The sequence below is a fragment of the Kocuria himachalensis genome, assembly GCF_054784195.1.
Map to the genome: position 1 here is coordinate 1 of NZ_BAAGPL010000042.1, position 12,637 is coordinate 12,637.

At 59.6% G+C, this 12,637-nt stretch carries 10 protein-coding genes; 5 read left to right on the top strand and 5 right to left on the bottom strand.

Annotation, left to right across the window (positions count from 1 at the left end; all coding sequences use genetic code 11):
* Positions 1 to 452: 452 nt before the first annotated feature.
* Entirely contained in the window at positions 453 to 938 is a 486-nt protein-coding gene (locus ACYVM4_RS18240; RefSeq protein ID WP_460669455.1) for a GNAT family N-acetyltransferase, read from the bottom strand.
* Positions 939 to 1,344: 406 nt separating this feature from the next.
* Positions 1,345 to 1,596, bottom strand: a complete 252-nt coding sequence (locus ACYVM4_RS18245) for a hypothetical protein (protein ID WP_460669456.1) — start codon at positions 1,594 to 1,596, stop codon at positions 1,345 to 1,347.
* 309 nt (positions 1,597 to 1,905) lie between these two features.
* On the opposite strand from ACYVM4_RS18245, the gene ACYVM4_RS18250 reads away from it, so the two are divergent.
* Complete coding sequence (locus tag ACYVM4_RS18250) at positions 1,906 to 2,439, top strand: hypothetical protein (RefSeq protein ID WP_460669457.1); 534 nt, start codon at positions 1,906 to 1,908, stop codon at positions 2,437 to 2,439.
* Positions 2,440 to 2,532: 93 nt separating this feature from the next.
* Here ACYVM4_RS18250 and ACYVM4_RS18255 read toward each other — a convergent pair whose 3' ends face one another.
* From ACYVM4_RS18255 to ACYVM4_RS18265, 3 genes are all read right to left on the bottom strand, one after another.
* Entirely contained in the window at positions 2,533 to 3,270 is a 738-nt protein-coding gene (locus ACYVM4_RS18255; protein ID WP_460669458.1) for a DUF6338 family protein, read from the bottom strand.
* Between the two features lie 323 nt (positions 3,271 to 3,593).
* On the bottom strand, positions 3,594 to 4,316 hold the full coding sequence (locus tag ACYVM4_RS18260) for an AbiV family abortive infection protein (RefSeq protein WP_460669459.1): 723 nt from the start codon (positions 4,314 to 4,316) through the stop codon (positions 3,594 to 3,596).
* A 266-nt stretch (positions 4,317 to 4,582) separates the two neighbouring features.
* A complete protein-coding gene (locus ACYVM4_RS18265) occupies positions 4,583 to 5,176 on the bottom strand; it encodes a recombinase family protein (protein ID WP_460669460.1) in 594 nt (197 codons plus the stop codon).
* A gap of 291 nt (positions 5,177 to 5,467) precedes the next feature.
* On the opposite strand from ACYVM4_RS18265, the gene ACYVM4_RS18270 reads away from it, so the two are divergent.
* The 4 genes from ACYVM4_RS18270 to ACYVM4_RS18285 all read left to right on the top strand — a co-directional run bounded on the left by ACYVM4_RS18270 (position 5,468) and on the right by ACYVM4_RS18285 (position 11,997).
* On the top strand, positions 5,468 to 6,592 hold the full coding sequence (locus ACYVM4_RS18270; RefSeq protein WP_460669461.1) for a helix-turn-helix domain-containing protein: 1,125 nt from the start codon (positions 5,468 to 5,470) through the stop codon (positions 6,590 to 6,592).
* Positions 6,589 to 7,053, top strand: coding sequence for a DUF4411 family protein (locus tag ACYVM4_RS18275; protein WP_460669462.1), 465 nt, complete (start codon positions 6,589 to 6,591; stop codon positions 7,051 to 7,053). The genes ACYVM4_RS18270 and ACYVM4_RS18275 overlap by 4 nt, the downstream gene beginning before the upstream one ends.
* A 201-nt stretch (positions 7,054 to 7,254) precedes the next feature.
* Positions 7,255 to 9,387, top strand: coding sequence for a site-specific DNA-methyltransferase (locus ACYVM4_RS18280; RefSeq protein ID WP_460669463.1), 2,133 nt, complete (start codon positions 7,255 to 7,257; stop codon positions 9,385 to 9,387).
* Positions 9,388 to 9,390: 3 nt separating this feature from the next.
* Entirely contained in the window at positions 9,391 to 11,997 is a 2,607-nt protein-coding gene (locus tag ACYVM4_RS18285; RefSeq protein WP_460669464.1) for a DEAD/DEAH box helicase, read from the top strand.
* Positions 11,998 to 12,637 lie beyond the last annotated feature (640 nt).

The following is a 12,637-nucleotide window of genomic DNA, read 5'->3' on the forward strand; positions in this document are numbered from 1 at the left end:
GGAGGGAAGGTCATGGGTGCCGTGAGGGGCCGCCGACCCGGCGGCAGAAGCGTCGCCCCCCGACGACGGAGCCCAAGGCCCCAGCTCTTCTGCCGCCAGGACGGCGGCTATCCGACCGGTCTGGAACGGGTCAGCCCCCCCCGGCTGAGCACTCCGACACGGTCCACGCTGGGTGGCTCAGCCCCCCGACTGAGTACCGTGCGCGATACCCCAACCGTACCGACCAGTAAGAACAAGATCGACTTTCATCCTGTCCCCACTTCCGCCGGGGGACGCCCCGCCCTGCTCACAAGGCGCTTCCCGGGCAGGGTTGTCCGCCCAGAGGCGATCTCCGCCGGCTCGTGCGGCAGGCCGGTATTGCTGTGGCCCCGGTCCTGCGGACACCGACTCCGACCGCATCGGCCTAGCCTTCCCCCGGGGATGCCGTCTGCATGGTCCTGGCCCGGTGACAGTTATGGGTTCCAGGCCATGACGCCATCGGCTGCACGTCCGGGGACATCCACGAAACCCTCAGCCGCATAGAGCTTCTTGGCGTAGTTGCCGGCCTCCACCGACAGGCTGAGCCGGGGCACCCCTCGAGCTCGCGCGTCGTCCTGCACCAGGCGCAGGAGCGCCCGGCCCACTCCCTGGCCACGCCAGTCGTCTCGCACCCAGAGGCTCACTTCCGGGGTGTCCTCGGCGAGGAAGCCGTAACCGGGATTATCCGGGGGCAGGTATTGGGCCCAGACAACACCGACGGCGTCCTTCCCGGCTTCTGCTACCCAACCGAAGTCGCCACGCTGGGGGTCAACGACCGTGTAGTGGGAGAACTCCGGCCGCGTGCTCAGATCGGTCGCTGTGAACCGCTCCCGGCACCAATTGAGGTTTTCGAGCGTGGCCGTTGCCAGCAAGGCGCTGTCCGCTGCCAGCAATGGTCGCAAAGAGAAGTCATGGAGCACGGGGTCATCGTAGGGCCGCAACCAGATGCCGAACCCCTAGCGTGCTGCGCGAAACGTGCCAAGAGTCGGTCGGAGCTGCGACAGTCCGGTGCCAGGCGCAGAAGTAGCGCGCCGGCATGGTCTGCGGAACCGTTCTTAGAAAATGCCTGCCCAGAGGCCAGCGAGTCCGCCGAGGATGCCGACCATACCGGCCAAGAAAAACACCCCGGGACCAAGGGCAGGTTCCGCCCGGTACTGGGGGTGATCACGGGGCAGGGGTGTGCGTCGGGCAGCGTAGGACTGGGCCAGAGCGTGCCGACGGAAGACGAAGGTCACCCCGGTGAGGAACAGGGCACTTCCGATGATGATGGCCGGCCACCACATGGTTGGCTGTCCTTTCTCGGATACGAATCGGCAGGTGACGGGCTCAGAATGCTTCCGGGGGCATCGCGACACCCAGGACGATGGCTGTTACACCGATGAGCACACCGCCAATACCGGCGATCAACGCGCCGGAGGGCTTGGACTGACGGGCAATCTTCTCTCCCGCCCGTCCGAACATGGTCCGCTGTCCCTCTGCGATGCCAGAGGCGAGGCGATCGCGGTTCATGATCGCGATGGTTCCCATGATCAGAGCGAGCACTCCGATAAAGACCGATCCCCAGTTGTCTGTTCCCATCGAATCCCCCTTGTCTAAGCAAGTGCAGAACGCCGCCTCATCGATGAACCGGTCCTGACATACCGATCATGCTCAGCCAAGAACAGAGGTGGTTGTCCTGTGCTCGCTACGCGTCAGGCATGGACCCATATTTGCACACGCGATTGGAATGCGAGACGGAATGCCCTCGCGGGCCCACGACGGAGCCGCTACTGCAACGAAGTGGTCAGTGGGTCACTAAGCGCCTTAGTGCTCCGATCGCCCGTTGACTTAGCCATTCCCCACATATGCGTCGTGGTTTGCGCACGAACCGGGCGGTAGCTTCGAAGTATGGATCAGCCCGCTCCGCGCACCGATGCGGTCCCCGTCCCGACCGCCGCTCGGGTGATAGTGCGTGCTCTGCCAGCGGCCGCCGTCATGGCGATCAGCCTCCCGCTGGCCACATGGTGGCTGGTGGATACCTCCAGTGACGGGGGCCCGTGGTGGGGGTGGTTGTTGATCCTGGTGGCCATCTTCGGGCTGTCGGCGATCATCCAGCGCTACATGAGTCCTCCGCTTCCTCGAGTCGACCAGCGCATCGGTCAGGCGCAGTGGGCCTCGGCTACCGCGACCGCTGCGAGATCCGGCGAGCTGCCTGCCTGCCCCCAGGTGCGCACCGCCGTCGGAGTTGCCGCCTGCGTCAGCATCGAAGGATTGATCGGATCCGCGGCCCTCCTCGTGGCCATCGTCTTCAGCGTGTTAATCCTTCCGGATCTGTGGGCTGCTCTCACGCCGGTAGCTGTGCTGACCGTGATGGCTGCCTTCCGCGCCCGCCGCTCCTGGGCCTACCTGCGCGCTCTGCACGCTGCCGAGAGCACCGGCTGACGAACCCCAACCGCACCCCATAGGCCCATCGGCCAATCGAAGCTTCAGCAGTACCGTGTGGCCTACATCTTGCACAGACTGAAGCTATGGGCATCAGTCCAGAGTTGTTTTCGCCATATGCTTCTGTGATGTGACTGCCTTTAACTGGTCTCCACGCAGCACAAGGTGCTCCCACTCCTCTGGAACACGGGTTGGCCGGTCTGCATTAGGGCGTTGGACCCATAGCGGTTGTGCAAGGGTCAATTCCCGATCCGCCTGCTCGAGATTCGGCGTGAATCCAGCCAGTACACCGACGTATTGCTCCCCGGTCAGTAGTTCGACTTGCACGATACGGCTACTCCGAGGTTTCTTTTTTACCTCATTCCCCATACGACCCTTAATGTGTCCAGCGATTTTATCCTCATGCTGGGGAACAGCCTTAGATCGTGTTGGGATCTCAAATACCTCCGTCCACGCCGAGATCTTCAGCACTGACCGCCCCAGGGGTCCGAGTCGCCGCCTCTGGATCGCCGCAGCTATACCACAGCCGATTGCGGAAGTAGTCGCGACTGAGGCGACAGACCACCAGAAGTGCATGTGGGCGTAGCCGGGATCCTTGACGGCCCGGAAGGGATTGAAGCCGGTCCAGCCCTGCAACCATGCAAGGACAAGCCCAACGATGAGCGCACCGCCTGCCGAGCAGACGAGGGAGAACAGCGCCACGCGACCGACCTCTCGAAAGGCCGACTCCTTGGCGCCGGCGCGGCGCCTCCCCTCCAAGAGATCTGCAAAGAGTCCGGGTGCGACCAGAAAGAGAAACGCGAGCAGGGTCGCCAGGCTAGAAGGGGTCACTCTTTTAACTCAGAAGAACCGCGGGGGGACGTCATCTTGCTGGGGTTGATCCTGACCATCGTTGGTCTGAACGAACTGGTACTGCTCGACGTTCATCGTGACGTACCCTTTGCTTTCGCTGAGGTAGTGAGTTTTTTCCTGTGAGGGTTCGTTGCTTTTATCTGTCATGGTCAGGTCTACTTTCTAGTTGGGCTTTGGAGCCACGCGCCCATTGGGAGACGTATCGGGCGCTGGAGTCGCCAATCTCATTGTCTCCCGGCGACCGGGCAAAAGGGTGGATCAATGCAGGCGCTCAACGACAACACTGCTGAATCCTGCCCGGCTCAGGCGTCGCGCTCCTGCTCCTGATCTGCATCCGACTGACCGAGGGGCCGTGCATTTTCGGCATCGGCGGAGACTGCAGCCCATTTTTCCGGATGAGAAACGGGCAGCAGGCGGATCTGCTGTTCATGGGTGCTGTCGTACGGAGTGACCGCATCCAACTTCATTCGGCTGTGGTCGCGGATGAGTAGCATTTCGACGACCTGGGCTGCGGTCTGAAGGTCCTCAGCGATGGTGCCAGCTTCGACATCCGTAGGCGACAGCACTGCCCCATTGCCGTCCCAGTCCACGTAGAAACCGCGCTGCTTCGAACGGTTGGCTTCGACCGCGGCTGCTTCAGCCTGCTTCTGTCTTCGGGACCAAGCAGCCTCCCAGGGTTCGTCCTCTCCCACATCGCTCTCCATTGCGCTGTAGTCACCCCAGAAAAATGCAAGCTCATCACCAAACACGACAGCTTCCAGGTACTTTTTCGTGTGACTGCGCCCGTGCTCCTGGAGCGCAGTCACCACTCGGGGTGTGTCATCACCCTCGCTCCATGCGCTTTCGAAGGTGCCATAGATCCACAGCGCCTTGCCCAGCTCTTCCTGCGCCAAAACGGTGAGTGATCTCGCGCGCCCGTAGGACTGAGTGCCGAGAAGGACTTGGGCGTCGGCAATCAGCGAGGATGCGTTGTCCACCAACGCCTTCCAGAAGTTCCGCGCTTCTACGGCGCTCATCTTGGTCATGCTCCCAGTGTTACCCAGTGCTCGACAGGTCATTGGCACGGAGGAAGCCCTCGGTTGGAATAGGAGTCGCAGGCTCCATGAACGGCCCGAGCGCGTATTCCAAGCGCAGCGGCGTGTCGCACGCTAGAGAGACCCCTGCCGCTCCGAATGCCAGTGATGGTGCTGGCACGGGAAACCTGGTGGGGTTGATGCCCGTATACCCCGCCCGCTGAAAAGCCCGCTGAGGTACGACATATGCATCTTGGGCTCCGGCAGCTCAAGCAACCTCAGGCGGTCGTTGTTAGTGGCAGCTCCCGGATCCGCCGGTAGAGGGTGGCCCTCGACATCCCGAGGTCCCGAGCGACCTGGGTGGCCGGCTCCCCACCGTCGATCAGGCGCAGGGCGTTGCGGATTTGGGAGTCGGTGAAGGTCTGGCGGCGCCCGCCCAGGTCTTTACCGGCGGCCCGCCGCTTAGCCACCGAGCCGGTGATGCGTTCTCGCTTGATCTCGAGTTCCATCTGAGCCAGCGCGGCCATGACGGTGAAGACCATCGAACCCATCGGGGTGTGGGTGTCCACGTCTCCCCCACCCAGGTTCAGCATGCGCAGCCCGGCGTCTCTGCCCCGTAGCGCCTCGGCGAAGGCGAGCATGTTCTGCGTCGATCGTCCCAACCGGTCCAGCGTGGTGATAACTAACGTGTCGCCTGACTCCAGTGCGGCCACTGCCTTATCGAACTGCGGACGCGAAGCACGCCCGCCAGACACTCCATGGTCCAGATAGAGGTCATCGCGCCTCACACCGGCGGCGAGCAGGTCAGACACTTGCCGGTCTGCATCCTGCTGCCGCATCGACACACGGGCATACCCGATCAACTTCCCCACGTCCACCCCCTCTGTCTCGCAACCAACGTTGAGTATCTAATTCTAGGGGCATGGATAAAGTACATAGCTGCGAGACAAACCAAACCGCGGAAACATGCGGAGGCAAATTTCTCGGACGAGACGTCTCGCAACCCTAACCTTCCGAGACAATGCGTCGTGGACATGCGACGACTAACTGGAGGTCAGGTGCCCACTCCCAAAGAGAACTGTGTCGTCTTCGGCAACCAAGCCTCGACGGGCTAGGGTTGTGATCAATCAATTTTTCGAGTACAAGCACCGGAGGGGGATGTCGTGAGTGTTCGCGTGCCCATCGTGGGTGAGACTCTAGCGTGGGCAAGAGAAGTACTCGGGGTGGATGTCGATGATCTTGGACGCACTGCTGGCGTTACAGGCGAACAGGTTTCCCGCTTTGAAAACGAGGAAGTTCAGCCCACCCTCCCACAGCTAAGAAAAATCGCAAAGAAACTGGACCGGTCCCCCGCCTTTTTCTTAGCTCCCCCTCCAGCAACTCCTGACATCCCGGATACCATCGATTTTCGAGGCAACACAGAGGGCGAGTTACCTGCGAATCTTTTGACTGAAATTCGCCGGGCCGAAGCCCACAGGGATGCCTTAATTAACTTAGCTGGAGTGCCAGCGGATCGCCTGACCGTGGGGGCGATTAATTGGAACACGGTTGAGCTACGGGCTCAGGAGTTCCGCGCGGAACTTGGGTTAACTTCCACGTTTCGACCAGCTGAATCTCAGCGGGGTGCAATTTTTAACTTCTGGCGAAGCTTGATAGAAGAACGTGGTTACCTAGTGTTTCAAACCACAGGCATTTCCTTGAATACATATCGAGGACTCTCTCTTCATCACGAAAATACACCCATAATTCTAATTAACGGTGCCGATTCTCCTAATGGGAGAATTTTTACTTTATTTCATGAGATTGCACATCTTGCAAATGGCACAAGTGGCCTATGCGCACTTAAGCAAAACATTGATGCAGAAGCTCTATGCAACGCGTTTGCTGCAAACTTTCTAATGCCTTCCAACGCCGTGCAAGAACTACTGCGGAATGAACCCCTTGACGGACGAGTAGAAGCATTAGCGGCCCGATTCAAAGTAAGCATTCTTGCTGCAGGAGTGAGACTCAAAACGCTTGGTTATATAAACGACGAAGAACTACAAGAAATTCGCCGGTCTAGCGACTCGCAATGGGAGCACGCCAGACAGCAACAGCGCAAAAAGGAAGGGTTCGTTCCTACTTGGCAACTGCGATATCGTGATTTAGGCCCGACCTACTTGTCCACTGTTTTTCATGCACTTGAATCTGACCAAGTAAATTATATCGACGCTGCCTACATGCTGAACGCACGAGTTCCAACTATTCTGAAAATGCAGGAAGAATTTCATCGGAGGGGCGGGAGGTGAACGAATACACACTAGATACAAACATTTTGATTGGCTTGGAACAACGCTACCCAAAAGATGTGTTCCCCAGTGCATGGCAAGCTTTAGAAAATGCTGTCGAACAACAAAGCGTATGTATTTGTGAAGAGATGCACGAGGAGACTTATCTTGGTGGTGACAGCCTTTATAAATGGGCCAAAGAAGTAACCGGAATGGTTTGCCCTACGCAAAGTGATGAAGTGGCCTTAGCTACGTCCATCTCAAACGCTCACCCCGAATGGGTGCAACAAAAGCAAAATGCGGCAGACCCGTTCTTGATTGCTCATGCGAGTTTAACCGGCCGCATTGTTGTTACTGAAGAGCGGCGTGCGGGGCCGAACGTTTCAAGTCGAAATCAAAAAGTCCCAAATGTTGCAGATAAAGTTGGGGTTGAAACGGTAAACTTTATTGAATTCGTTCGTGCTCAAGGCTGGCGCTTCTAATCACGCTGAAGCCAGCAACCGACGCGTCGCGCTGAGGTGTACCCCAAGTCCACACTCCCCAATGCAGGCCCCTGCCTTGTCCCCCGGTATGTTGGCAACGGCAGGTGTAGGCGAAATAGCCGTGGATTCATCCGGCGCGTCACGGTTATCCCCAGCCCCGGTGACGGGGTTGGTTCCCCCGTCAAATGGAGTCGTTACCTTATGTCCAAGCTGACCGACCTACTGCGCCAAGTGGAGCGGAAGGATCCGCAACTCGCCGCCGATCTGGAGCGGGAGTACAAGGCGCTGTCCTCGCGACGTTCCTTCGGCTTGAACTTTGAGCGACACCACCCGGAGAGCACAGAGATCTCTGGGCGCCAGGTGCGCAGGGGAGAAAAGGTCCGCATCCTGCCGCCGCGGGGTTGTCTCGACGCTGGCGACAATACACTCTGGACCGTCCAGCGCATTGAGCGCGTCGACGGCGGCCGGGCGGCACATCTGATCGAGCATGATGCAGATAAGTCGGAGATTCGAGTCGTAAACGTCGACGACCTTATGGTGGTCTCCATCTTTCGAGACTTTATTTACCCCGGTTTGGCCTCCACGGGGAAGGTGCAGCGCGGTGATGACAAGCCGTTCCACACAGTCGTAAACGGCGAGAACTATCACGCCCTGAAGACCCTTACATATACCCACAAGGGAAAAATCGATGCCATTTACATCGACCCGCCGTACAACACTGGCGCCAAAGACTGGAAGTATAACAACGATTACGTCGAAGGCGACGACCTCTACCGACACTCAAAATGGTTGGCGTTCATAGAACGCAGGCTTCTTGCCGCAAAGGATCTACTCAACCCAAATGACTCCGTCCTGATCGTCACCGTTGACGAAAAGGAGTATTTACGGCTGGGGCTTCTGCTGGAACAAACATTCCCCGAGGCGCGGATTCAGATGGTGTCAAGCATCATTAATCCCAAGGGTGCGACTCGGTCCATGGCGTTTGGGCGAACAGATGAGTATTTATATTTTGTAATGTTCGGGAATTCAGGGCCTCGCGCCCAGGCCCTTGGGAGCGAATGGAAGGTGGTTCGCGATTCGCGTGCCGAAAGATTGAGATGGGCAGAACTTCTGCGGTCTGGCACCCATGCCCGAAGAATTGATCGCCCAAGTCAGTTTTATCCCATCTTTCTGCGCAACACCGCGGACGGCCCAGTGTTTGACTCCGCTGGGGATGCCTATGTGGGGACCGATCGAGAGGCTGTCAAGACTCCTGCAGGCTGCGTTGCTGTGTGGCCAATACGCTCAGATGGAACTGAGGGGCGCTGGCAGATCGGCGCTCCTGCCCTCAAGGAACTATTTGAGGCGGGATATGCCAAATTAGGCTCCTGGCGGGAGGACAGGACTACGGTGTCCTATCTGAAACGGGGCGAGCAAGGGAAGGTGGAGCAGGGGCTGTTTCCAATCCTGGGGAAAAAGACGGATGGGTCCATCATTGTCGATGAGGGCGGCTACGTTCCAGTCTTTGTCCCCGGGACTCAATGGAGAATCGCATCGCACGAAGCGGGAGGGCCTGGCGGATCTGGCCTCCTTCGTGTCATGATGCCGGACCGTCGTTTCCCTTACCCCAAGTCTCTATATGCCGTGGAGGATGCTCTGCGATTTTTCGTCAAGGAGAAGCCTGATGCCGTGATCCTCGACTTCTTCTCCGGGTCAGGCACCACGGCCCATGCTGTCATGCGTTTAAACAAGCAGGATGACGGACGCCGTCAGTGCATCTCTGTGACGAACAATGAGGTGGGCGCTGACGAGCAGAAAGCCCTTCGCAAGGCTGGCCTGCGACCTGGTGACCCGGGGTGGGAACAGCGGGGCATTTGCGACTACATCACCAAGCCGCGGCTTGAGGCCGCAATCACGGGCAGGACGCCGGATGGCGACTTGGTCAAGGGCGACTACAAGTTCGTGGATGAATTCCCCATTTCTGAAGGATTCGAGGAGAACGTCGAATTCTTCGAGCTCACCTATGAAACTCGAACGGAAGTAGCGCATCACAAGGCGTTCGGCCGGATTGCGCCGTTGCTGTGGTTGCGCGCCGGCGCTCGAGGGGCGTGCATCGAGACCGAACCCGAGGACGGCTGGGCCCTGGCGGAAGCGTACGGGGTATTGGTCGATCTGGATGCCTCTACGGCGTTTGTTGAGGCAGTAGAGGCCGCCAGTGGCATTGGAATGATTTACATCGTCACCGACGACGAGCGGCGCTTCCAGGCCGTGGCTCGGCGCCTTCCTGAGCACGTGGAGGCGGTGCGGCTCTATGAGTCGTATCTGCGGAACTTCCAGATCAGGAACGGAGGCTGAGCTGTGCGGTTTACGTTGAAGGATTACCAGGACCAGGCCGTCTCCGAGCTCCTGGGCGCCCTCCGCGACGCGCGGATGTACTACGAGGCCTCTGGTCGCCCGCAGGCGGTGACGCTGACCGCCACGATGGGTGCCGGCAAAACTGTGATCGCCTCTGCGCTGCTGGAGGCGCTGTTCACCGGCGACGAGGATGTGGACTTCGAGGCCGACCCCAAGGCCACAGTGCTGTGGTTCTCTTCCGACCCGGCCTTGAATGAGCAGTCACGCTTCCGCCTGCTGGAGGCCACGGACATGATCCCGTTCAGTGACCTGGTGGTGGTACCCACCACGTTCAACCAGCGCACCTTTGATCCGGGCAAGGTCTACTTCCTCAACCATCAGAAGTTCTCTCGCACCTCCCTGCTGGTACGCGGGTTCGAAGAGAGGCAGGCCGCTCTTCCCCTGGAGAGCATGCCTGACGGGCGTGAGTACACGATCTGGGACACGATCCGGAACACGATCGAGGACCCCGATCGCACGCTTTACATGTTCGTCGACGAGGCCCACCAAGGGATGGGCCAGTCCAAGTCCGCCGCGCGAGCTCACGAGTCGATCGTGCAACGCATCATCAATGGTCAGCCGAACACCGTGCCGAGAATTCGGCCGGTGCCGATCATCCTGGGCATCACCGCTACTCCGCAACGCCTGCACGAGACGCTGGAGACGTGGGATGAACGGCTGGTTGTTGACCGGGTGAAGGTCAGCCCGGTCGATGTACAGGCCTCCGGTCTGCTCAAGGACACCTATGTCCTCGACTCCCCCGCCGAGTCCGGGGCTTTCGATCAGGTGCTGCTACGCCGGGCCGTGGACCGATTGCGGGAGATGACCGAGGCCTGGGCCGAGTACGCCCGCACCGACAGCGACGGGCAGACTGTCAAACCGCTGATGATCCTTCAGCTGCCGAATACCCCTGACCCCGATGATGTGGGGCAGGCCTTGGACACGATCTTCCAGCAGTGGCCAGCCTTGGCGGAAACCAATGTCGCCCATGTACTCGGCGAGCACACCACCCAGCGTTTCGGCTCCCACGAGATCCCCTACCTCAGCCCCGAAGAAGTGCAAGACCATGACTGGTGTCAGGTGTTGATCGCCAAGGACGCGATCTCCACCGGCTGGGACTGTCCGCGCGCTGAGGTCATGCTCTCCTTCCGGCCGGCCTCGGACCGGACCCACATCACCCAGCTGCTCGGGCGGATGGCCCGCACCCCGCTGGCCCGCCGTATCCCCGGCAACGACCTGCTCTCCAGTGTCTACTGCTTCCTGCCGCACTTCGCCCCCACCACCACCCGGGAAGTCGCGGACGCTTTGACCTACGGCGACGAGAACATGCCCCCGGTGCCCGGCCGGCGAGCACTAATCGACCCGGTTGAGGTAACTTCTCAGCACATCGAACAAGAGGTGTGGGATGTCTTTACGTCCCTGCCGTCAATGGCACTGCCGAAGACAGTGACCAATCCCGTGAAACGCCTGACTTCGCTGGCTCACGAACTGGCCGCCGACGAAATCATGCCCGGCGCTGGAACCCGAGCACACGAACTGATGCACCATGCATTAGATGGAGCTGCGGCCACACACCGCACAGCCGTTGAAGAGGCCCTCCGCGAGGTGAAGACCGTCGAGGGCAACCAACTATTCGTAGATCGAGCCACCGGTGCCCGGTCAACAGGCGCATACACCGCCGAAGCCGATGAGGCGGTGATCGAGGAGGCATTTCGCCGCGCCTGTCGCGTATTCGGTAAAGCCGTGTCGATGAGCTATGCGTCCTATTTAGCCGCTCAAGAGGTGGCCAATGATGAGGAAGCCGATGAGGTTGAGGCGCTGATCGAGGCACAGGCCCAGATTGCGGCAATGTCGCGGGTGCCGGCCGTAGTCGAAACCTTCAACAGGCGTGCCGAGGACTTGGCCGATGAGTGGTTCACCCACCACCGTGTGGCGATCGCTGGACAATCGCCGTCACGGCAGGAGGAGTACCGCAAGATCAAACAGCAAGCACGGACAGCCCAAGCTGTGTCCTTGGCGAAACCGGAGCGTTGGCTGGTGCCGTCCTATGAACAGACGGGCGACGACACGACCACACGCAAAAAGATATCCACGTATAGAAAGCATCTGCTGATGCCTGCGGAAGGTGATTACCCCGAGGACTTCAAGAGCTCCTGGGAGCCCGATGTCCTGGACCTGGAGCTGCGGCGAGAAAGCTTGATCTGCTGGTACCGCAACCCCGGGCTGGCCAAGCCCGAATCATTGGCTGCCGTCTACACCGATGGTGGCCAGCAGGCGCTCGTGCGTCCGGACTTTATCGTGTTCGATCGCGCATCGAAGGGCCAGGTTGTGGCATCGATCGTAGATCCCCACGGTCACCACTACGCAGATGCACTGCCCAAACTGCGAGGCTTGGCAGCTTATGCCGAGCAATATGGGGACCACTACGCCAGGATCGATTCCATCGCCAAGATTGACGGGACACTGCGGGTGCTTGAGCTCAAGGACCCGCATGTGCGGGAGGGGATCGCCCAGGCGACCTCCGTCGAAGCGCTTTTCAGCAGCCAGCGTTCCTTTGAGTACCGCGGCTGAGCGCCGCCGCCGCCGAGAGCTGATGAAGCGGCATACGCGGTGGGGGCACGTCACACCCGAGGATGTGCAGGCCTTTCGGGAGTTGAGCGAGGGCGGCAAGCTGTTCGTACTGACAGAGGTACTGGCGCGGGGAGGAAGCGCGGGCAACATCTCTGGAGTGGCCCTGCTTATCGGTCTTTCGGCCCTGGTCGTCAGCGCGGGCAAGGGTGTAATCGAGCCGCTGGTACCCGTGTTGGTCTTGGCCGTGACTTTCCTGGGACTACTTACTCTTGCCGTAAATTCTCGGATGCATAACGCTGATAATCGAGCGCGAATCTACGAGAAATACTTGACAGATACAGCCAATAGGAAACTCAGCGACGTAGGCGGGGTAGCAAAGTTTGACAACTCCAGAATCCGTCGTCCTACTCACGTAGCGCCGCGGTTCCTACGTAGAGGTTCGAGATATGGTCAGACACGCCCTCGCGGAGGATCCCGATGACTCCTGCTTCGTAATCCCCCGGGAGGGGAGAGCGCTAGGTAAATTTTCAGCTCGCCCATGGAAAGTGAGTTTGGCTAGAGTAATTCAGCCGTGTATATATTGACGGTGCAAGCCATGAGGGAATCAATGAAAAGGTGCTGAGTTGGCGCAGAGCGTGAA

Bases quoted from the DNA above. Each gene is read 5' to 3' on its own strand.
- ACYVM4_RS18245 (WP_460669456.1), bottom strand. From the start codon at position 1,596: ATGGGAACAGACAACTGGGGATCGGTCTTTATCGGAGTGCTCGCTCTG.
- ACYVM4_RS18250 (WP_460669457.1), top strand. From the start codon at position 1,906: ATGGATCAGCCCGCTCCGCGCACCGATGCGGTCCCCGTCCCGACCGCC.
- ACYVM4_RS18260 (WP_460669459.1), bottom strand. From the start codon at position 4,316: ATGACCAAGATGAGCGCCGTAGAAGCGCGGAACTTCTGGAAGGCGTTG.
- ACYVM4_RS18280 (WP_460669463.1), top strand. From the start codon at position 7,255: ATGTCCAAGCTGACCGACCTACTGCGCCAAGTGGAGCGGAAGGATCCG.